We start from the raw sequence: 21,566 nt of genomic DNA on the forward strand, positions 1-21,566 counted from the left end.
TCGAGGACAGGTGGTGCTTGATCGGAATTGCGCTGCGAGGGTCTGTTGAGGGGGCGCTGTCCCGCGATGTTGCCGCGATAGCGAGGGAGCTACACGGCCAGCGCCAGTCTTGCCGGTTCCGGCGCAAATGGACGAGTGGTCATGCCGTCTCTGGTAATGGTGACGAAGCTAGAGGGCGGGATCGGCTGCCAGTCGCCGCCATCACGGTCGAAAGGCTCCGACATCAGGCATCGCCCGCCGTTGCGGAAGACGGAGGTGTAGAGCGTCGGCGCGTGGGCATCGGTCGCATAGCGCACCGCATGGAGCGATTCGCCGTCCGACAAGGCGGCGGTAAGTCTCAGCGCCGGTTCGAAGCCGGCGCGGCGCGAGGCGTCGATCACCCGCGCCGTAGCGCGCGACACCGCGCCTTGCGGATCGCCCGCCAGACCCTCGTCGATCATCAGGAGAAAGAAAAGTTCGGAATCGGTGGTGCCCTCGCGGCGATCGAAGACATCGTTGGAGAGCGCGTTTTCCAGTGCGCGGCGGATTCTTTCGAAGCCGCCGATCTGGCCGTTGTGCATGAACGACCAGCGGCCGGCAGTGAAGGGATGACAGTTCATGCGGCTGGTGGCGCCGCCGGTCGAGGCGCGCACATGGGCCAGGAACAGGCTGGACCTGATCTGCCGGCACAGGCTCTTCAGATTGGGATCGGACCAGGCCGGCAGGATGTCGCGATACAGGCCCGGTTCGGGCCGGTCGCCGTACCAGGCGAGACCAAAGCCATCGCCATTGGTCGGCGACTTGGCTTCCTGGGCGCAATGACTCTGGGCGATCAGCGAATGGCAGGGCGCCGTGACGATGTCTTCCAGGAAAACCGCTTCGCCAAGGTAGGCCGCCCACCGGCACATCGCTCAATCTTCCCTCAGGCGCGATCCATGCGAGCCGCAGGCTCCTTGATCGCGTGTGTGCCTCTGTTGTGCGTGCGCTCATAGAGCTCGCGGACGATTCGGCTGGCCGTAGTCTCACACAGAAATGGCAAGAAAGCGTGAATGAGTGCGGCGAACGCTGCCATGAACAGACGCGAGCAGAACCACGCCGCGAAGGCCATATGGCTGAAATAGGTCTCGCCCACCTTGGCCGGGTGAGAGGTAAAGAGCCTTGCAAGCCGTGTCGTCATGGTGATCCCTCCTGGCTGGGTAAGCCCCCGATGCTGAGTATTCTGGCACGAGCTTCTGGTTCATCGGTCCCAAATCATCCTTGTGTTTGGCCAAATAATGGGACAAGCATCCCACATGGCTCTGGAAATCGATGAGATCGACCGAAGATTGCTGGCCGAACTGCAACGCGACGGCACGCTGTCGGTCGACCAATTGTCGCAAAGGGTGTCGCTGTCGCGCAACGCCTGCTGGCGCCGGGTCAAGCGGCTCGAGGAAGACGGCGTCATCACCGGCCGGGTGGCGCTGGTCGATGCCGACAAGCTTGGCCTTGGCCTTTCGGTGTTCATCCTGGTCCGGACCTCCAATCATGATCCCGACTGGCTGCAAAAATTTCGGGCGGCAGTGGGCGGCTTTCCCGAGATCACCGGCGTCTACCGCATGTCCGGCGACCTCGACTATGTCTTGCGCGCCCGCGTCGCCGACGTGAAGGCGTATGACCGGCTCTATCAGCGGCTTATCGCCAAGGTGGCGCTGTCGGATGTTTCGGCCTCCTTCGTCATGGAGGAGATCAAGGAGACGACCATCGTCCCCGTAGAACTGCGCTGAAACGGAACTGCGCTGAAAGAAAGCCGTTGATAGTCTGGCCGCCGAGTTGACTGAATCGGCGTTGATAGCGATAGGATCAGCCTCATGCGCGCAGCCCTCTACACTTCCTCCGTCATCGGTCCGGCCGTCGGCTTCATCAGGCTGCCGCACGGTGAAGGCCTGCCGCTTCCCGCCTATGAAAGCCCGGGCGCCGCCGGCATGGATCTGCGCGCCGCGGTGCCGGACGACCGGCCGCTGCTGATCCTGCCGGGAAAACGCGCGCTGGTGCCGACCGGACTGATCCTGGAGATCCCTGAGGGGGTGGAAGGCCAGGTCCGGCCACGCTCGGGCCTCGCCTTCAAGCACGGGCTTACCTGCCTCAACACGCCGGGCACCATCGACAGCGACTATCGCGGCGAGGTCAAGGTGCTGCTGATCAATCTTGGCGACGAGGATTTCGCGGTGACGCGCGGCATGCGGATCGCGCAGATCGTCTTCGCCCCGGTGACGCAGGCGATGGTCGATGAGCGCAGCTTGGCCGGCGGAACGACGCGCGGCTCCGGCGGCTTCGGATCGACCGGCACGGCCTGATGTTGCTACCCAAACTCGTCATCTTCGATTGCGACGGGGTTCTGGTCGACACCGAAAACCTAGCCAATCGGCGCCTTGCCGAATGGCTCAGCGCCGCCGGATACCCGGCAAGCTTCGAATATTGCCGCAAGAACTTCTCCGGTCGCGCCATGGTCTCGGTGCAGAAGGAAGTCGAGGCGACCGGCGCCAGCCTCGGCGCCGATTTCGTCGACCGTTGGAATGCCGGACTGCCGGACCTGTTCGCGCATGGCGTCGAAGCCGTCCCCTATGTCAGGCAGTTCATCGAAGCCGTGCACGCTGCCGGGATCGCAACTTGCGTCGCTTCGTCGGCGCGGGTGATTAAAATGCACATCACGCTCGGCCAGACCGGGCTGCTGCCGCTGTTCGAGCATGCACTGTTCAGCTCGACCATGGTTTCGCGCGGCAAGCCGTTTCCCGACCTGTTCCTGCATGCCGCAAGCACGATGGGCTTCGCGCCCGCCGACTGCATCGTCATCGAGGACAGCGTCGCCGGGACATTAGCCGGCATTGCCGCCGGCATGCGCGTATTTTCCTACTACGGCGACCCGCATTCCGACCGCGACGGCCTGACCGAGGCCGGCGGCATCCTGTTTGACGACATGCGCGAGCTGGCCGGGCTGGTGCCGATCCCCTGATCTGGTCTTCAGGTTTTTATCCGGCTGGACGCGCCAGGCGCCCATGCTAGCTTGCCAATGTTCGACAGTGGGAGGCGCCCAGCCTATGAACTCGATCCTGTTTCGCTTCACCCTCGCCTGCTTGCTGCTGCCGTGTCTGTGGGCCGCGGCCGGCGCGCAGGGCGTCAGCTTCCCGGACCTTGGCAGCGCCGTTCCCGGCCACGAGGACACGACCTATCTCGACCTCGCCAGGATGGTCATTCCCGATCTGGCGGCGGACAAGGACGGCTTCTACCGTGGTTCCATGCCGATCGAGATGCGCCATATCGAAGGTGGGGATAGCGGTGGCGTGCCACCCGAAACGTCGGGCTTTTCCGATGCTGGCGTGCTCCAGATCAGGGCCGGCGGCAAGGAGCGGCTGGCCATGCTGTTCGACCTCGGCAGTTCCTCCGACAGCGCTGAGGGCTTTGCGGTGCTGGCGCTTTACGATCTTGCCGGCAAGCCGAGACTGCTCGACGCTGTCAATGTCGCCGTCGACCGGAGCACCTATCTCCGCGATCCGGGCAAGCTGCCGATCGGGCCCGGCGATGACGCCATCATCACCCTGAGCACGCATTTCAATTCGAGCCAGGGCTATGTGAGCACGCCGCTGATCCTGGTCCGCGACGACAGGTTCGAGCTGATCGACATGATCTATACGTTCGACGAGTCCCTGTGTGCCTACAGGCGCACGCAGGAGTTGGGGTTTCAGACCGTTGCGGAAGGCCAGCCCTATGCGGCTATCAAGGCGACGGTGACCGATGCCACCGTGCCGAATGGCGAAAGTTGCGACGATCCGGCGCCCGAGGCTTCCTCGCGCGACATCTCCGTCACCTACCATTGGGACGGGACCGCATACGTCAAGGGGTCCGACGCACTGGACAAATTGGCAGGAGAGAACGCCAATCGCTTCTGACCCATTCGCATTCGTTTGCCCGGCGGGCAGTGGCGGGATAAAATGCGCTTCGCACTCTGGGGAGCATCCATGGACAAGGGCAAAATCTTTCGCGACCTGCACAGTTCGATCTTCGTCATGCCCAACCCCTGGGACGTCGGCACGACGAAACTGCTGGCCTCCTTCGGTTTCAAGGCGTTGGCGACGACCAGCGCCGGCTTTGCCTTTTCGCGCGGCCTGCCCGATGGCGCGGTGACCTTCGAGGCGATGATCCACCACTGCCGCGACGTGACCGCGGCGACCGGCCTGCCGGTCTCGGCCGACCTCGAGAAGGGCAAGGGCGACAGCGCGACAAGTGCCGCGGAAACTATCTTCGCAGCCGAAGCGGCAGGCCTCGCCGGCTGCTCGATCGAGGACCACACCGGCGAGCCCGACAAGCCGATTTATGAATTTTCGCATGCCGTCGAGCGCGTCGCCGCTGCAGCGGAGGCGGCACGGGCGCTGAAGCACGACTTCGTCTTCACCGCGCGGGCCGAGAATTTTCTGTGGGGCAGGCCAGACATCGACGACACGATCAAGCGGCTGCAGGCCTTCGAGAAGGCCGGCGCCGACGTGCTCTACGCGCCAGGCCTCGGCGATGTCGAGACGGTGCAAACCGTCTGCTCGGCGCTGACCAAGCCGGTCAACGTCATGGTGAGGCCCGGCTTCACCGTCGCCGATCTTGCCCTGGCAGGGGTCAAGCGCATTTCGCTCGGGCCCTGGCTGACCAATTACGCCTTCGGCATGCTGGAAACGGCGGCACGTGAGATCCAGCAGGACGGCACCTTCGGCTTCACCCGCACCGCCATGCCGTTCGGCAAGCTGCAGGCGTTGTTTGCCAAATCTTCAGCTTAGATTGGCCCAACGCATGAAGCTCAGCGTCGTCGACATGCACACCGGCGGCGAGCCGCTGCGGATCGTCACCGGTGGTTATCCCAGGATTCCTGCAGGCACGATCCTGGAAAAACGCGCCTATGTGCGCGATCACCTCGATCATCTCAGGAAGATCCTGATGTTCGAGCCGCGCGGCCATCACGACATGTATGGCGCGCTACTGGTGGAACCCGATCTGCCCGGCGCCGACCTGGCCGTGCTGTTTATGCACAATGAGGGCTATTCGACGATGTGCGGCCACGCCATCGTCGCGCTCGGCCGCTACGCCGTCGACGAGGGACTGGTGGCGCGGCAGGAGCCGCTGACGACAGTCAAAATCGAGGCGCCGTGCGGACTGGTCGTCGCCTCGGTCGAGGTGCAAGATGGCAAGGCCGGTGCTGTATCGTTCGAAAGCGTGCCGGCCTTTCTGTTCGCCCGCAACCAGCAGATCGAATTGCCGGGCTTCGGGGCAATCAGCTTCGACATCGCCTATGGCGGCGCCTTCTATGCGCTCGCCGATTGCCGCCAGTTCGGGCTGGAGTTCGGCAAGAACCGCGTGCGCGATTTCGTCGATGCGGCGACGGCGCTGACGGAGAGGCTGAAGAAAGTATTCCCGCTGTCGCATCCGGACCATGCCGACCTTGCCTTTCTCTACGGCACCATCCTGACCGACGGACAGGACGCATATGCCGATAGCCCGACCAAAAACATCTGCGTCTTCGCCGACGCCGAGGTCGACCGTTCGCCAACCGGATCGGGCGTCGCCGCGCGGCTGACGGCAATGCATGCCAAGGGCGAAATCGCCGGTCAGACGCGGCTGTTCGAGAGTGTTGCAGGCTCGCGCTTTTCCGGCAGCGTGGCGAGGACCGCGAAAGCCGGGCCGCATGACGCCATCATCGCCCGCGTCGGCGGCCGCGCCTTCTACTGCGGGCGGGCCGAATTCATCGTCGAACCCGAGGACGAGTTGGGACGTGGTTTTCTTTTACGTTAGCGCCGGCCCCGAGAAACGGAACCGAGCGTACCGTTGGGTACGCCCCGGAAGCGCAGGCCATCGGCATTCGCAGGCCGGCCTCACCTGAGCATCAGCACTCCTACGCTGCTTCCCGCGCCGAGATCGCCTTGTGCAGGTGCACCATCATGGCGGCGGCGAACAGCGGCGTCAAAAGGTTGAGCAGCGGCCGCGAGGAAGGCAGCGACCACCAGCCCGGCGAGAAACACCGTGACGGCATGTTTTTTGCGCAATGCCCGGGCCTCGGCCTCCGGGCGAAAGCGCATGGCGGCGAATTCGAAGAATTCGCGTCCCAGCAGATAGCCGTTGACGATGAAGAAGGCAGCGATGTTGATGCCCGGCACCAGCAGCAGCAGCAAGGCCACGATGTTGCCGAGGATGACGACGCCGAAGAATCTTATCGCCAGCACCAGCGAGGCAGCGCCGGCATGGCGCGGCCGGGCGGGTCATTGGGATAGTCGGTGCGCTCGACCAGTTCGGCGGCGTCGTCGAGGAACAGGCCGGCGATGATCGCCGTCACCGGCGCGATCAGCAGCGCCAGACCCAGCGCCAGACCGATCCCGGCGACGATGACGCCCAGCCATCCGGCCCAGGACGGCAGGGCGGGCAGCCATGCGTCGATCCATGGCCAGGCCAGCCATTCGAACAGGCCCTCGATGGCGAACCAAAGCGCGGCGAGCGCCAGCAAGGTCAGGCCCAGCGTTTTTACGAACACCGAGCGGAATTCGGGCGAGAACAGCTGGCTGGCGGCGGCGCGGGCGGCGCTGGAGATCACGGCGTTTCCAATTCCATGTTGAACATCTGCGAAATAAGCGGAGACACGAGAAGTCACAAGCGCAACCAAGGGCGCAACCACGTGCGGCGTCACGCCAATTAAAATCACGACCTAGGCAAAGCCGCATCAAATCGCTAGACCCGCCCGCGGCCGGCATGCCAGAAAGCCGGTGGTTTTTCGCGGAGACATGATTGATGCCGAACTATGACGTGCTTTGTATCGGTAATGCCATTGTCGACATCATCGCCCAGTGCGACGAGGCATTCCTTGAGACAAACGGCATCATCAAGGGCGCGATGAACCTGATCGACACGAGGCGCGCCGAGCTGCTCTACAGCCGCATGGGCCCGGCCATCGAAGCCTCCGGCGGCAGCGCCGGCAACACGGCGGCGGGCGTCGCCAGCTTCGGCGGTCGCGCCGCCTTCTTCGGCAAGGTCTCGAACGACACGCTCGGCGAAATCTACGCCCATGACATGCACGCCCAGGGCGTCGCCTTCGACACCAGGCCGCTCAAAGGCGAACCGCCAACGGCGCGCTCGATGATCTTCGTCACGCCGGACGGCGAGCGCTCGATGAACACCTATCTCGGCGCTTGCGTCGAGCTCGGTCCTGAGGATGTCGAAGCGGACAAGGCGTCTGGCGCCGCCGTCACCTATTTCGAGGGCTATCTGTGGGACCCGCCGCGCGCCAAGGAAGCGTTCCGGCAGACGGCGAAGCTCGCCCATGCAGCCGGGCGCGAAGTGTCGATGACATTGTCGGATTCGTTCTGCGTCGACCGCTACCGCGACGAGTTTCTGGAGCTGATGCGCTCGGGCACCGTCGACATCGTCTTTGCCAACAGCCACGAGATCAAGTCGCTCTACCAGACCGCCTCCTTCGACGAGGCGCTGGCCCAGATCCGCAAGGATTGCAAGATCGCCGCCGTCACCCGCTCCGAAAAGGGCTCGGTCATCGTGCGCGGCGACGAGACCGTCACCATCAATGCGACGGAAATCCGCGAGCTGGTCGACACCACCGGCGCCGGCGACCTCTATGCCGCCGGCTTCCTCTACGGCTACACGCAAGGCCGCAGCCTGAAGCATTGCGGCGATCTCGGCTCGCTGGCGGCCGGGCTGGTGATCCAGCAGATCGGGCCAAGGCCGCGGCAGAATTTACGCCACGAGGCTGAGCAGGCAGGCCTGATTTAGGAAGAGGCGCTCGCTCCTCAGGCCCCCGCCGTATATGCGGCAATCGCCGCCATGTTGACGATGTCGCTGTCCTTGGCGTTGAGCGAGACGATCTGAACCGGCTTGTCCAGGCCGACCAGCAGCGGGCCGATAACGGTCGAGCCGCCGAGCTCCTGCAGCATCTTGGTCGAGATCGAGGCCGAGTGAAAGGCCGGCATGATCAGCACATTGGCCGGGCCGGTCAGCCGGATGAACGGGTATTGCGCCATGGCGCGTGCGCTGAGCGCCACGTCGGCGGCCATCTCGCCGTCATATTCGAAATCGACGCGCCGCTTGTCGAGGATGCGCACCGCTTCCTGGATGCGTTCGGAGCGCTCGCCCTGCGGATGGCCGAAGGTGGAATAGGCAAGCATGGCCAGCCGCGGCTCATAACCCATGCGGCGGGCAAAGCCGGCGGCCTCCTCGGCGATGTCGGCGATCTGTTCGGCATTCGGCATATCGTGCACGGCGGTGTCGGCGACAATCACGGTTCGGCCCCGCGCCAGCACGATCGAGGCGCCGATGACACGGTGGCCGGGCTTGGCGTCGATGATGCGGCGGATGTCGTCGAGCGCCGTCGAGTAGTGCGGGTGACGCCCGTGACGATGCCATCGGCATCGCCCAGCGCCACCATGCAGGCGGCGAAATGGTTGCGGTCATTGTTGATCAGGCGCTGGCAGTCGCGAAACAGAAAACCCTTGCGCTGCATGCGCTCGTACAGATAGTCGGTGTAGACGCCGTTGCGGCGCGACAGCCTGGCATTGATGATCTCGATGCCTTGCTTGTTCAGTTCGATGCCGGCGTTCCTGGCGTTCTCCTTGATGATGTCGTCGCGGCCGAGCAGGATGGCGGTGCCGAGCCGCTGGTTCACATAGGAGACGGCGGCGCGCATCACCTGCTCCTCCTCGCCCTCGGCGAAAACGATGCGCTTGGGCTGGCGGCGCACGCGGTCGTAGATTCGCTGCAGCGTCGAGGCGATCGGATCGCGGCGGGCGGAAAGCTCCTGCGCGTAGCGGTCGAGGTCGAGGATCGGCTTGCGCGCGACGCCGGATTCCATTGCGGCCTTGGCAACCGCGATCGGAATGGCCGAGATCAGGCGCGGGTCGAACGGCACCGGGATGATGTAGTTGGGGCCGAATTTCGGCCGCATGCCCTGGTAGGCGGCGGCGACGTCGTCGGGCACATCCTGGCGCGCCAGTTCGGCGAGCGCACGCGCCGCGGCGATCTTCATGTCGTCATTGATGGTGGTCGCCCGCACGTCCAGCGCGCCGCGGAAGATGTAAGGGAAGCCGAGCACGTTGTTGACCTGGTTCGGATAGTCCGAACGGCCGGTGGCCATGATGGCATCGGCGCGGATTTCGGCGACTTCCTCCGGCGTGATCTCCGGATCGGGGTTGGCCATGGCGAAGATGATCGGCTTCTCGGCCATGGACTGCACCATCTTGGTGGTCAGCGCGCCCTTGGCTGAGAGGCCGAGGAACACGTCGGCACCGTCGAGCGCCTCGGCCAGCGAGCGCGCGTCGGTCTTGACGGCGTGCGCCGACTTCCACTGGTTCATGCCTTCGGTACGGCCCTGGAAGACGACGCCTTTGGTGTCGCACAGGATGATGTTTTCGGGCGCAAAGCCCATTGCCTTCATCAGTTCGATGCAGGCGATGCCGGCGGCACCGGCGCCGTTGCAGACCATTTTGGTGGTCTTCATGTCGCGGCCGGTGATTTCCAGCGCGTTGATCAGGCCGGCCGCCGAAATGATGGCGGTGCCGTGCTGGTCGTCATGAAAGACCGGTATGTCCATAAGTTCGCGCAGCCGCTGCTCGATGATGAAGCATTCCGGCGCCTTGATGTCTTCCAGATTGATACCGCCGAACGACGGGCCAAGGAAGCGCACGCAATTGATGAACTCTTCGGCATCCTCGGTGTCGACCTCGAGATCGATCGAATCGACATCGGCGAAGCGCTTGAACAGCACCGCCTTGCCTTCCATCACCGGCTTGGCGGCCAGCGCGCCGAGATTGCCGAGGCCGAGGATGGCGGTGCCGTTTGAGATGACGGCGACCATGTTGCCGCGCGCCGTGTAGTCGAAGGCGCGGCTGGGATCCTCGGCAATGGCAAGCACCGGAACCGCGACGCCCGGCGAATAGGCGAGGCTGAGGTCGCGCTGGGTGGCCATCGGCTTGGTGGCGACGATCTCCAGCTTGCCCGGGCGGCCCATGGCGTGGAATTCCAGCGCCTCCTGCGCGCTGACGGAGGGGCCGTTGCTTTCGGTTTTCTTGGCCATGATGCTTTCGATTTCCTCACCCGTGCAGCACCTCGTTGAGACGGGCGCGATGCTTTCTTTTGTGGAACGTTCGGGATTAAGGCTACACTTCGCCGCTGTAAACCGCCAAGCAGATGGCTTGGCAAATTTTGGAAGCAACTTCTTGAACGACGAAACGCCCATTCGCAGCGACAGCGCTACGCCGGCCTTTGCGCCAGCAACGCCGATGATGGAGCAGTATATCGAGATCAAGGCGGCGAACCCGGATTCGCTGCTGTTCTACCGCATGGGCGATTTCTACGAGCTGTTCTTCGACGACGCCGAGAAGGCGAGCCGGGCGCTCGGCATCGTCCTGACCAAGCGTGGCAAGCACCAGGGCCTCGACATCCCGATGTGCGGCGTGCCGGTGCATGCCGCCGACGATTATCTGCAGAAGCTGATTGGACAAGGGTTCCGCGTCGCCGTCTGCGAGCAGATCGAGGATCCGGCAGAGGCGAAGAAACGCGGCGGCAAATCGGTGGTGCGCCGCGACGTGGTGCGGCTGGTGACGCCCGGCACCATCACCGAGGAGAAATTGCTGGCGCCGTCGGAATCGAGTTTCTTGATGGCACTTGGCCGGGTCAAGGGCGGGGCCGATCCAATAGGCGGGGAGCGCGGCAGCGCGACACGGAACCAAGGACGTTTTGCGCTGGCTTGGATCGAGATCTCGACCGGCGCATTCCGCGTTGCCGAGACGACCGCCGACCGGCTGCTCGCCGATGTCTTTCGCGTCGACCCACGCGAGCTGATCGTCGCCGAGCCGGTGTTTTACGATCCGGAGCTGAAACCGGTGTTCGATGTGCTCGGCCGCGTCGCCAATCCGCAGCCGCCGAGCCTGTTCGATTCGGCGTCGGCCGCCGGGCGCATCGCCCGTTTCTTCGAGGTGGCGACGCCGGACAGTTTCGGCACGTTTTCCCGCGCCGAACTGTCGGCGATCTCGGGCGCCATCGCCTATGTCGAGAAGACGCAGAAGGCCGAGCGACCGCCGCTGTCGCGGCCCGAGCGCGAGGAGCAGGGTTCGACGCTGTTCATCGATCCGGCGACACGCGCCAATCTGGAACTGCTGCGCACGCTGTCCGGCAGCCGCGAGGGCTCGCTGTTCAAGGCGATCGACCGCACGGTGACCGGCGGCGGCGCGCGGCTGCTCGCCGACCGGCTGATGGCACCGCTGACCGATCCGGCGGCAATTGGCGCAAGGCTGGATTCGGTGTCGTTCTTCCGGTCCGAGACACGGCTGTGCCAAGCGGTGCGGGCGAGCCTGAAGAGCGTCGCCGACATGCCACGCGCGCTGTCGCGGCTGGCGCTCAACCGCGGTGGCCCGCGCGATCTCGGCGCGCTGCGTGCCGGGTTCGAGGCCGCCGGCGCTATTGCCGAACTGTTTGGGGCGACCGCCCTGTCGCCAGAATTGGCGGCGGCGCTGGCGGCGATCGAGGCGCTGCCGCGCCCGCTGGCCGAGCATCTGACACGGGCGCTCGCCGACGAGCTGCCGCTGCTCAAGCGCGACGGCGGCTTCGTCCGTTCCAGCTACAACGCCGAGCTCGACGAGATGCGGGCGCTGCGCGATGAATCGCGCAAGGTGATCGCCGGGCTGGAGCGCTCGCTGATCGACGAAACCGGCATCCGCTCGCTGAAAATCCGGCACAACAATGTGCTTGGCTACTACATCGAAGTCACCGCCAACAACCATGCGATCATGACGAGCAGCGACGGGGCGAAGGCGCGCTTCATCCATCGCCAGACCATGGCCAACGCGATGCGCTTCACCACGACCGAACTGGCCGAGCTGGAATCGAAGATCGCCAATGCCGCCGACCGGGCGCTGGCGATCGAGCTTGCCGCCTTCGACAGGCTGACGGCGGAAGCCGTTGGCGAGGCGGACACGATCCGCGCCGGCGCCGAAGCACTCGCCGTGCTCGACGTGTCGGCGGCACTGGCGCTGCTTTCCGAAGGCGAGGCATGGTGCCGACCCATCGTGGACGCGAGCCTCGCCTTCGCCATTTCGGGCGGACGGCATCCGGTGGTGGAACAGTCGCTGCGGCGTTCGGGCGAAGGACCGTTCGTCGCCAATGATTGCGATCTGTCGCCGGAAGGCAATGCCAGAAACGGCGCGATCTGGCTGCTGACCGGCCCGAATATGGGCGGCAAATCGACCTTCCTCAGGCAGAACGCGCTGATCGCCATCCTCGCCCAGACCGGCTCGTTCGTGCCGGCGGCATCAGCCCATATCGGCGTCGTCGACCGGCTGTTTTCACGTGTCGGCGCCTCCGACGACCTGGCGCGCGGCCGTTCGACCTTCATGGTCGAGATGGTCGAAACGGCGGCGATCCTCAACCAGGCCGGCGAACGCGCGCTGGTGATCCTCGACGAGATCGGCCGCGGCACCGCCACCTTCGACGGCCTGTCGATCGCCTGGGCGGCGGTCGAGTATCTGCACGAAAAAAACCGCTGCCGGGCGATTTTCGCCACCCATTTTCACGAAATGACTGCGCTGGCCAGCAAGCTCGCTCGACTGCACAATGTCACCATGCGGGTCAAGGAATGGGAAGGCGACGTGGTCTTCCTGCACGAGGTCGGCAAGGGTGCCGCCGACCGCTCCTACGGCGTGCAGGTGGCGCGTCTGGCCGGCTTGCCGGAGGCGGTGGTCGGGCGGGCCAGGGAAGTGCTGCACCAACTGGAAGCTGGCGAGGTTTCGGGCAAGGCCAACCGGCTGGTCGACGATCTGCCGCTGTTTTCGGTGGCGGTGAAACGGGAAGCGCCGAAGCCGGTGAAGGACGATGCACTGGGCGCCGCGCTCGGCGCGATCAACCCCGACGAGATGACGCCGCGGGAGGCGCTGGAGGCGCTGTATCGGCTGAAGGGGATGGCGGGGAAATAGCTGGGCCTCGTCCGCTCCCATCCCTCAAATCATCTGCAGGCCCTGCTTGCGCCGCGGCGGCGGGAAGGCGCGGTCGATTTCGGCGAAATCCTCACGCGTAAGCTCGATGTCGAGCGCCGCGACATTCTGGCGGATATGCTCCTGCTTGCTGGCCTTTGGAATGGCGATGACGCCGTCCTGTGCCATCACCCAGGCCAGCGCCAGCTGAGCCGGCGTCGCATCGTGGCGGGCAGCGATGGCTTCGAGGCTGGCGTTGCGCGCCAATACGCCCTGGTCGACCGGCGAATAGGCCATCAGCGGAATGCCACGCTGCCGGCTCCAGGGCGCAAGGTCGAATTCGGGGCCGCGCTGGGACAGATTGTAGAGGATCTGGTTGGTCTGGACGCCGTCGCCGGCCGGCAGGCTGACCAGTTCCTCCATCTCATGAGTGTCAAAATTGCTAACGCCCCAATGGCGGATCTTGCCGGCTTTTTTCAACGCTTCGAAGGCCTCGACCGTTTCCGCCAGCGGCACGCTGCCGGGCCAGTGCAGCAGATAGAGATCGATGCGGTCGGTGCGCAGATGCCTGAGGCTTGCCTCGCAGGCAGCCGGCACGCCGGTGCGCGAGGCGTTGGACGGCAGCACCTTGGAGACCAGGAACACCTCGTCGCGGCGCCCGGCAATAGCATCCGCCACCACTTCCTCGGCGCCGCCGCTGGCATACATTTCGGCGGTGTCGATCAGCGTCATGCCGAGATCCAGCCCAAGCTTCAGGGCATTGACCTCATCGGCATGGCGGCGGGCGTCCTCGCCCATTTTCCAGGTGCCTTGACCCAGCACGGGAACGGCTTCGCCCGAGGGCAATGTTGTGGTTCTTATCGTTGACGGCATGGCGTGCTCCAGTCGAGGCCCGATGGCTGATGCTACTTCACCGGATGGGCGGCCAGCCAATCCTGCATCCGCTTGATCTCGGCTTCCTGCGCCGCGATCACCGTTTCGGCCAGCTTGCGCATTTCCGGATCCTTGCCATTGGCAAGCTCGACCTTGGCCATGTCGATAGCCGCCTGGTGATGCGGGATCATCCCGCGGGCGAAATCGACATCGGCATTGCCGGAATATTCGATCGCCATCATCGCGCTGTGCATCTTGTCCATCGCCGCCTTGTAGCTATCGGTCGAGGCGCCCTGCGCGCCCATCGCTCCCATGTCGTGCGCCCCCATGTCGTGTTTCGTCTCCTGGGCTTGCGACGGAATGCTTTCCAGGAAAACGGCTAGCAGCATTCCGGCCGCCATCAGCAGCAGCACGATCTTCTTGGCCAACGTCATTCATGATCTCCTTTTTGAACGAGTTCCTATCTGGGGACCTGGCTCAGAGTTTCAACGTCCTGAGCCGCAACGCGTTGGTGATCACCGAAACCGAGGACAGGCTCATCGCCGCTGCCGCCAGCATCGGCGACAACAGTGTGCCGGTGAGCGGATAGAGCACGCCGGCGGCGACCGGCACGCCAAGCAAATTGTAGAGGAAGGCGAAGAACAGGTTCTGGCGGATGTTGCGGATCGTCGCCTGGGCGAGCGTGCGGGCCCGGACGATGCCGTTGAGATCCCCCTTGACCAGCGTGATCCCGGCGCTTTCGACCGCGACATCGGCGCCGGTGCCCATGGCGATGCCGACATCGGCGGCAGCCAGCGCCGGCGCGTCGTTGACGCCGTCGCCGGCCATGGCGACGCCGGCGCCGCTGGCGCGCAACTCTTCGACCAGCGCGCTCTTCTGTTCCGGCAGCAGGCCGGCACGCACCTCGTCGATGCCGAGTTTGCTTGCGATGGCCTTCGCCGTGCGTTCGTTGTCGCCGGTCGCCATGATGATCTTCAGGCCGCGCTCGTGCAGCGCCTTGATCGCCTCTGACGTCGTCGCCTTGATCGGGTCGGCGACGGCGACGATGCCGGCCAGCTTGTTGCCGACGGCGACGAACATCGCGGTCTTGCCCTCTGCCTGCAGCGCCTCGGCGCTTGTCGAGATGGATGCGATATCGATGCCGAGATCAGCCATCATCGCGGCATTGCCGAGCGCCACCTTCTGTCCCGACACCGTGCCGGAAACGCCCTTGCCGGTGACCGCCTCGAAACTGCCGGCGTCGGGAATCTTTACCCCGCGTTCCCGGGCGCCTTCGACGATTGCCTCGGCCAGCGGATGCTCCGAGCCTTTTTCGAGGCCGGCGGCAAGGGCCAGCAGATCATCGTCCGCCCTACCCTCGGCAGCGACGATTTCGGTCAATCTCGGCCGGCCTTCTGTCAAAGTGCCGGTCTTGTCGACGATCAGCGTGTCGACCGAGGCAAAGCGCTCGAGCGCCTCGGCGTCCTTGATCAGCACGCCGGCATGCGCGCCGCGTCCTGTGGCGGTCATGATCGACATCGGCGTGGCAAGCCCCAGTGCGCAGGGACAGGCGATGATCAGCACCGAGACCGCCGAGACGATGGCAAAGATCAGGCTGGGTTGCGGCCCGAAGATCGCCCAAGCGATGAACGCAACGATTGCAATCACGACGACGGCCGGGACGAAATAGAAGGAGACGCGGTCGGCCAGGCCCTGGATCGGCGCGCGCGAACGCTGCGCCTTCGCGACGAGCGCGACGATGCGCGCCAGCGTGGTTTCGGCGCCGATCCTCTCGGCGCGCATGATCAGCGAACCGTTCTTGTTGAGCGTGCCGCCGGTGACGGAATCGCCTCCAGTCTTTTCGACCGGCAGCGGCTCGCCGGACAGCATCGATTCGTCGATCGAAGAGCGGCCTTCCAGCACGATCCCGTCGACCGGCACGGCATCGCCGGGGCGGATGCGCAGGCGGTCGCCGGCCTTGACCGTGTCGAGCGGCACGTCGTTTTCAGAACCGTCCTCGCCGATCAGCCGCGCCGTCTTCGGCGCGAGGTCGAGCAGCGCGCGGATAGCCGAACCGGTTTTTTCACGGGCGCGCAATTCCAGCACCTGGCCGAGGAAAACCAGCGCCACGATGACGGCGGCTGCCTCGAAATAGACCGGCACCGTGCCCTGATGACCGCGGAACTGGTGCGGAAATAGATCGGGGAACAGCGCGGCGGCGACGCTGTAGAGATAGGCGGCACCAACGCCGAGCGAAATCAGCGTCCACATGTTGGGGCTGCGGTTGAGAACCGATTCCCAGCCGCGATGGAAGAAAGGAAAAGCCGCCCACAGCACAACCGGGCTGGCCAGCGCCAATTCCACCCAGATCTTGGTCGAATCGTCGATGAAGGCGCTAAACGTCATGCCGAGCATCGGCGCCATGGCGAAGATCAGCAATGGCACCGACAACACGGCGCTCACCCAGAAGCGCCTGGTGAAATCGACCAGTTCCGGGTTCGGGCCCTCGTCGCCGGTCGGCACGCCCATCGGTTCCAGCGCCATGCCGCAGATCGGGCAGGCGCCTGGCTTGTCGCGGACGATTTCGGGATGCATCGGGCAGGTGTATTGCGTGCCTTTCGGCATCGCCTGCTGCTCCGGCCTGTCGCCAAGATACTTTGCCGGCTCCGCCTCGAACTTCACCTTGCAGCCGGCCGAGCAGAAATAGAAGCCCTGGCCTTCATGCCGGGAAAAGTGCTTCGCGGCGGCACGCTCGACACGCATGCCGCAGACCGGATCGGTGGCGGTAATGTAGTTTTCCGGCTCGGCCGTGAACTTCGAACGGCAGCGCTCGCTGCAGAAATGATAGCGATGGCCGCCATGATCGGCGGTCGGCTTGCCGGCGAGCGGATCGACGGTCATGCCGCAGACCGGGTCGCGAATGACTGCGTCGGCGACGGACGGAGCAGCTTTCGGCGAGCAGCAACCGCTATGGGCGTGATGGTCGTGGCCGGAATGGGTCATGCGGAAGGCCTCTCTGTCTCGAACTTGCAACGGAGGGTAGTGCTTCCAGTGACTGGAAGGTCAAGGCCGAATTTCGGCAATTGTGCCGTGGCGCATGCCGCACGGCCTGGGCGGAACATCCCGCACCCAAACCACTCTTGGGCTTGGAAAACTTGTCCAGCAAGACCATCTAGCAACTGCGGCAGGAGATGATCTTCCGGTTTCGACTCCCGTGCAGATCGTGTCCGCCCGCCCCATACACAGCGCCGCGAAAACGCGCTATAGACGCCGCCAAACGGCGAGGCCGAACGGCACTTATGGCAAAAATCTCTCTCAAGCTCGACGAACTGATCGACGGCGCAGCCTTGCGCCGCGAGATGACCGCGCTGACTGCGGCCACGGCAGGCGACGGCTCCGGCAAGGCTGCGCGCACCGGTGTTCTCCAGCTTCTCAAGGGCAGGCTGGCCGCCGGCCGCAGCATCGCAGAACGCATGCTGATGGACGACGGCGGCGGCACCGCCTGCGCCGCCCGGCTGTCGCATCTCATGGACGAGATCATCCGCGCGCTCTACGAGTTCGCCGCCACCCATGTCTATCGCGTCAAAAACCCGTCATCGGCCGAACGCATGGCCGTCGTCGCGGTCGGCGGCTATGGCCGCGGCACGCTGGCGCCAGGGTCCGATATCGATCTCCTCTTCCTGCTGCCCTACAAGCAGACGCCATGGGGCGAGCAGATCGTCGAATACATGCTCTACGTGCTATGGGACCTCGGGCTGAAGGTCGGCCACGCCACCCGCAACATCGACGAATGCCTGCGGCAGTCGCGCACCGACATCACCATCCGCACCTCGATCCTGGAGGCGCGTTTCCTGTGGGGCGAGCAGAAGCTCTACGACGAGCTCTTGCAGCGCTTCGACCGCGAGGTGGTGCGCACGACCGGACCCGAATATGTGCAGGCCAAGCTTGCCGAACGCGACGAGCGTCATGCCAAGGCCGGCGAAAGCCGCTATCTGGTCGAACCCAACGTCAAGGACGGCAAGGGCGGCCTGCGCGACCTGCAGACGCTGTTCTGGATCGGCAAGTATTTCTACCGGGTCCGCACCGGCGAGGAATTGGTCGACAAGGGCGTCTTCACCAGTACCGAATACCGGGAATTCCAGAAGGCCGAGGACTTTCTGTGGGCGGTGCGCTGCCACATGCATTTCCTCACCGGCAAGGCCGAGGAACGGCTGCATTTCGACATCCAGCGCGAGATCGCCGAGCGCCTGGGCTACACCACACATCCGGGCCTGTCGGCGGTCGAGCGCTTCATGAAGCATTACTTCCTCGTCGCCAAGGACGTCGGCGATCTGACCCGCATCTTCTGCGCGGCGCTCGAGGAAGAGCAGGCCAAGCATGTGCCGGGCTTCAACCGCATCTTCCTTACCTTCTCGCGCCGCAAGCGCAAGCTTGCCGGCACGTCAGATTTCATTGTCGACAACCATCGCATCAACATCGCCGACGACCTGGTGTTCGAGCGCGATCCGGTCAATCTCTTGCGGCTGTTCTGGCTCGCCGACAAGCACGGGCTGGAATTTCACCCCGATGCGCTGAAGCTGCTGACCCGTTCGCTCGGCCTCGTCGGCAAGGCGCTCAGGCGCGACGATGAAGCCAACCGGCTGTTCCTCGACATATTGACGTCGGACCGCAATGCCGAACTCAATCTCAGGCGCATGAACGAGGCGGGACTGCTGGCAAAACTGATCCAGGATTTCGGCAAGATCGTCGCCATGATGCAGTTCTCGATGTACCACCACTATACGGTGGACGAGCACCTGATCCGCTGTATCGGCGTGCTGGCCGAGATCGAGCGTGGCGACGGTGAAAAGATCCACCCGCTTGCCCACTCGCTGATGCCGGGGCTGAAGAAAAGCCGCGAGGCGCTTTATGTCGCGGTGCTGCTGCACGATATCGCCAAGGGCCGGCCGGAGGACCATTCCGAAGCGGGCGCCCGGATCGCTCGGCGCATCTGCCCGCATATGGGGCTGTCGGCGGCCGATACCGAAACGGTCGCCTGGCTGGTCGAGAACCATCTCGCCATGTCGATGACGGCGCAGACCCGCGACCTCAACGACCGCAAGACGATCGAGGACTTTTCCGCGATCGTGCAGTCGGTCGAACGGCTGAAGCTGCTGCTCGTCCTGACCGTCTGCGATATCAGAGGCGTCGGGCCTGGCGTCTGGAACGGCTGGAAGGGGCAGTTGCTGCGCACGCTCTACTACGAGACCGAATTGCTGTTGACTGGCGGGTTTTCGGAAGTGTCGCGTGCGATGCGCACCGCGGCTGCCCGCGAAAAGCTGGCCGAGGCGCTCGCCGATTGGCCGGAAAAGGCGCGCAAGCGCTATGTCGCCAAGCACTATGAGAATTATCTGCTGGCGGTCGATCTCGCCGACCAGCTTCGCCACGCGGAATTCATCCGCGAGGCGGATGCGGCGGGCAAGAAGCTCGCCACGATGATCAAGACCCATCAGTTCGAGGCGGTGACCGAGATCACCGTGCTGGCGCAGGACCATCCCCGCCTGCTGTCGGTCATTGCCGGCGCCTGTGTGGCGGCCGGCGGCAACATTGTCGACGCGCAGATCTTCACCACCTCCGACGGCCGCGCGCTGGACACCATCCTGATCTCGAGGGAATTCGACCGCGACGAGGACGAGCGCCGCCGCGCCGAGCGCGTCGGCCGTCTGATCGAGGACGTGCTGTCGGGCAAGAGCTGGCTGCCGGAGATGATCGAGAAGCGCACCAAGCCGCGGCGCGGCGCCAAGGTTTTCCGCATCCAGCCGCGCGCCGAAATCCGCAACACGCTGTCGAACCGGTTCTCGGTGATCGAGGTCGAGGGGCTGGATCGGCCGGGCCTGCTGTCCGAGATCACCGGGGCGCTGTCCGACCTGTCGCTCGACATCGCCTCGGCACACATCACCACGTTCGGCGAAAAGGTCATCGACACCTTCTATGTCACCGATCTCACCGGCCAGAAGATCGACAGCCCGACCCGCATGGCCGCCATCCAAAACAGGCTGATCGCGATCCTCGAAGGCACCGAGCGCGGCGGCAAGGCCAAGGCCGCCGCCGAGTGACAGCCACCACTCATTTGTCCCAATCCTGCAGGCAGTTTCCAGACGCATGAGCCTTGTCAAAAAGTTCGCGACGGTCGCTTCCGGCACGCTGATGAGCCGCGCTCTCGGCTTCGGCCGCGAGATGCTGATGGCGGCGTCGCTCGGTACCGGGCCGATCGCCGACGCCTTCAACGCCGCCTTCCAGTTTCCCAACACCTTCCGCCGGCTGTTTGCCGAAGGCGCCTTCAACGCCGCCTTCGTGCCGCTCTTCGCCAAGGAGATCGAAACCCACGGAACCGACGGCGCCAAGCGCTTTTCCGAAGAGGTCTTCGGCGTGCTGTTCACGGCGCTGCTGGCGCTGACCATCGCCATGGAACTGGCGATGCCGCTGATCGTGCGCTACCTGGTTGCACCGGGCTTTGCCGACTCGCCGGGAAAGTTCGAGATGACGGTCCGGCTCGCGACCATCATGTTTCCCTATCTGATCTGCATGTCGCTCGGCGCCATGATGGCCGGCATGCTGAATTCGCTGCGCCGCTATTTCGCCGCCGCGGTGGCGCCGGTGTTCCTAAACGTTATCCTGATCGGCGTGCTCGCCTATGCCTGGCAGAAGGGATCGGACGCGCGCACCGTTGGCTTCGCACTGGCCTGGGGCGTGCTGGCGGCGGGGCTGGTGCAACTGGCGATCGTCTGGGTGGCGGTGCGCCATGCCGGCATCTCGATCGGCTTTCGCCGGCCAAGGATGACGCCCAATGTCAAGCGGCTGCTGATCCTGGCGCTGCCGGCGGCGATCACCGGCGGCATCACCCAGATCAACCAGCTGGTCGGCACCGCAATCGCCTCGTCGCAGGAAAGCGCGGTGTCGTCGCTCGCCTATGCCGACCGCATCTACCAGCTGCCGCTCGGCGTCGTCGGCATCGCCGTCGCCATAGTGCTTCTGCCCGAACTGTCGCGGGCGCTGAAGTCGGGCAATCTGGTCGAGGCGGCCAATCTGCAGAACCGGTCGGTGGAGTTCACGCTGTTCCTGACCTTGCCGGCGGCGGCGGCACTGCTGGTCATGGCGGAGCCGATCGTCGGGCTGGTCTACGAACGCGGGGCATTTGCCGCCAACAACTCGACGCCGATCGTGGCGGCGATCCTGGCGATCTTCGGCTTGGGGCTGCCGGGCTTCGTGCTGATCAAGGCGTTCACCCCCGGCTATTTCGCCCGCGAGGACACGCGCACGCCGATGATCTTCGCCGCCATCTCGGTTGCTGTGAACATCACCACCGCGCTGACGCTGTTTCCGCAGATGGGCGCGCCGGGCATTGCCGTCGCCTCGGCCGTCGCCGGCTGGGCCAATGCGCTGATGCTGCTCGGCGTGCTGATCCGGCGCGGCCATTGGGGCCGCGACGTGCCGCTCATCAGACGCATCCCACGGCTGGTGCTGTCGGCGGCGGTAATGGCGGCGGCGCTGTATTTTGCCGAGCACTGGTTCGCCGCCCAACTGGCTTCGGGCTCGCCGCTGGTGGTCAAGGCGGCAACGCTGCTTGGGCTCGTCGCCGGCGGGGCGCTGCTTTACTTCGTCACCGCCTTCGTCACCGGGGGGGCGGATTTCGGCATGATCCGGCGCAGTATCAGGCGGAAGGGCTCCCCTTCGACCAGGGAATAGTCTCCAGATCCGTAAACCTAACCGTAGGACCCCGTCGAC

General features: G+C 64.7%; 17 protein-coding genes and 1 pseudogene. 10 read left to right on the forward strand and 8 right to left on the reverse strand.

Features of this window, described 5'->3' with window-relative positions; genetic code table 11:
- Positions 1-89: 89 nt before the first annotated feature.
- Together AC0L3H_RS21905 and AC0L3H_RS21910 are read right to left on the reverse strand one after the other, a co-directional pair.
- Positions 90-887 (reverse strand): class II glutamine amidotransferase, encoded by a 798-nt coding sequence (locus AC0L3H_RS21905; protein WP_473586866.1) that lies wholly within the window; start codon positions 885-887, stop codon positions 90-92.
- A gap of 14 nt (positions 888-901) precedes the next feature.
- Entirely contained in the window at positions 902-1,156 is a 255-nt protein-coding gene (locus tag AC0L3H_RS21910) for a DUF6356 family protein (protein WP_473510346.1), read from the reverse strand.
- A 115-nt stretch (positions 1,157-1,271) separates the two neighbouring features.
- On the opposite strand from AC0L3H_RS21910, the gene AC0L3H_RS21915 reads away from it, so the two are divergent.
- The 6 genes from AC0L3H_RS21915 to AC0L3H_RS21940 all read left to right on the forward strand — a co-directional run bounded on the left by AC0L3H_RS21915 (position 1,272) and on the right by AC0L3H_RS21940 (position 5,784).
- On the forward strand, positions 1,272-1,742 hold the full coding sequence (locus AC0L3H_RS21915; protein WP_473510348.1) for an Lrp/AsnC family transcriptional regulator: 471 nt from the start codon (positions 1,272-1,274) through the stop codon (positions 1,740-1,742).
- Positions 1,743-1,826: 84 nt separating this feature from the next.
- Complete coding sequence (dut, locus tag AC0L3H_RS21920) at positions 1,827-2,312, forward strand: dUTP diphosphatase (RefSeq protein WP_473510350.1); 486 nt, start codon at positions 1,827-1,829, stop codon at positions 2,310-2,312.
- A complete protein-coding gene (locus AC0L3H_RS21925) occupies positions 2,312-2,968 on the forward strand; it encodes an HAD family hydrolase (RefSeq protein WP_473586867.1) in 657 nt (218 codons plus the stop codon). The genes dut and AC0L3H_RS21925 overlap by 1 nt, the downstream gene beginning before the upstream one ends.
- An 85-nt stretch (positions 2,969-3,053) precedes the next feature.
- The gene (locus tag AC0L3H_RS21930) at positions 3,054-3,902 is read left to right on the forward strand and encodes a hypothetical protein (RefSeq protein WP_473586868.1); all 849 of its coding nucleotides are present in this window, start codon (positions 3,054-3,056) and stop codon (positions 3,900-3,902) included.
- 69 nt (positions 3,903-3,971) lie between these two features.
- The gene (locus tag AC0L3H_RS21935) at positions 3,972-4,775 is read left to right on the forward strand and encodes an isocitrate lyase/PEP mutase family protein (RefSeq protein ID WP_473510354.1); all 804 of its coding nucleotides are present in this window, start codon (positions 3,972-3,974) and stop codon (positions 4,773-4,775) included.
- Between the two features lie 13 nt (positions 4,776-4,788).
- A complete protein-coding gene (locus tag AC0L3H_RS21940) occupies positions 4,789-5,784 on the forward strand; it encodes a proline racemase family protein (RefSeq protein WP_473586869.1) in 996 nt (331 codons plus the stop codon).
- Between the two features lie 100 nt (positions 5,785-5,884).
- Here AC0L3H_RS21940 and AC0L3H_RS21945 read toward each other — a convergent pair.
- Positions 5,885-6,577 (reverse strand): annotated as a pseudogene (locus tag AC0L3H_RS21945) (sulfate transporter family protein).
- A gap of 194 nt (positions 6,578-6,771) precedes the next feature.
- Here AC0L3H_RS21945 and AC0L3H_RS21950 point away from each other — a divergent pair.
- Complete coding sequence (locus AC0L3H_RS21950) at positions 6,772-7,764, forward strand: adenosine kinase (protein ID WP_473490612.1); 993 nt, start codon at positions 6,772-6,774, stop codon at positions 7,762-7,764.
- Positions 7,765-7,781: 17 nt separating this feature from the next.
- Here AC0L3H_RS21950 and AC0L3H_RS21955 read toward each other — a convergent pair whose 3' ends face one another.
- Together AC0L3H_RS21955 and AC0L3H_RS21960 are read right to left on the reverse strand one after the other, a co-directional pair.
- Complete coding sequence (locus AC0L3H_RS21955; protein WP_473586870.1) at positions 7,782-8,270, reverse strand: phosphate acyltransferase; 489 nt, start codon at positions 8,268-8,270, stop codon at positions 7,782-7,784.
- On the reverse strand, positions 8,267-10,060 hold the full coding sequence (locus AC0L3H_RS21960; protein WP_473586871.1) for an NADP-dependent malic enzyme: 1,794 nt from the start codon (positions 10,058-10,060) through the stop codon (positions 8,267-8,269). The genes AC0L3H_RS21955 and AC0L3H_RS21960 overlap by 4 nt, the downstream gene beginning before the upstream one ends.
- A gap of 142 nt (positions 10,061-10,202) precedes the next feature.
- Between AC0L3H_RS21960 and mutS the strand changes: the two genes are divergently transcribed.
- On the forward strand, positions 10,203-12,953 hold the full coding sequence (mutS, locus tag AC0L3H_RS21965) for a DNA mismatch repair protein MutS (RefSeq protein ID WP_473586872.1): 2,751 nt from the start codon (positions 10,203-10,205) through the stop codon (positions 12,951-12,953).
- Between the two features lie 24 nt (positions 12,954-12,977).
- On the opposite strand, the gene AC0L3H_RS21970 is transcribed toward mutS, so the two are convergent.
- The 3 genes from AC0L3H_RS21970 to AC0L3H_RS21980 are packed head-to-tail and all read right to left on the reverse strand — an operon-like array spanning position 12,978 to position 16,805.
- Complete coding sequence (locus AC0L3H_RS21970) at positions 12,978-13,823, reverse strand: aldo/keto reductase (protein ID WP_473490614.1); 846 nt, start codon at positions 13,821-13,823, stop codon at positions 12,978-12,980.
- 32 nt (positions 13,824-13,855) lie between these two features.
- Complete coding sequence (gene copM / locus AC0L3H_RS21975) at positions 13,856-14,257, reverse strand: CopM family metallochaperone (RefSeq protein WP_473586873.1); 402 nt, start codon at positions 14,255-14,257, stop codon at positions 13,856-13,858.
- A gap of 43 nt (positions 14,258-14,300) precedes the next feature.
- On the reverse strand, positions 14,301-16,805 hold the full coding sequence (locus tag AC0L3H_RS21980) for a heavy metal translocating P-type ATPase (protein ID WP_473586874.1): 2,505 nt from the start codon (positions 16,803-16,805) through the stop codon (positions 14,301-14,303).
- 296 nt (positions 16,806-17,101) lie between these two features.
- On the opposite strand from AC0L3H_RS21980, the gene AC0L3H_RS21985 reads away from it, so the two are divergent.
- Positions 17,102-19,897, forward strand: coding sequence for a [protein-PII] uridylyltransferase (locus AC0L3H_RS21985; RefSeq protein WP_473586875.1), 2,796 nt, complete (start codon positions 17,102-17,104; stop codon positions 19,895-19,897).
- A 46-nt stretch (positions 19,898-19,943) separates the two neighbouring features.
- Positions 19,944-21,527 carry a murein biosynthesis integral membrane protein MurJ gene (gene murJ, locus AC0L3H_RS21990; RefSeq protein WP_473586876.1) on the forward strand — a complete coding sequence of 528 codons (1,584 nt, stop codon included), beginning with the start codon at positions 19,944-19,946 and terminating at the stop codon, positions 21,525-21,527.
- Positions 21,528-21,566 lie beyond the last annotated feature (39 nt).

Source organism: Mesorhizobium sp. WSM4816 (assembly GCF_055811535.1).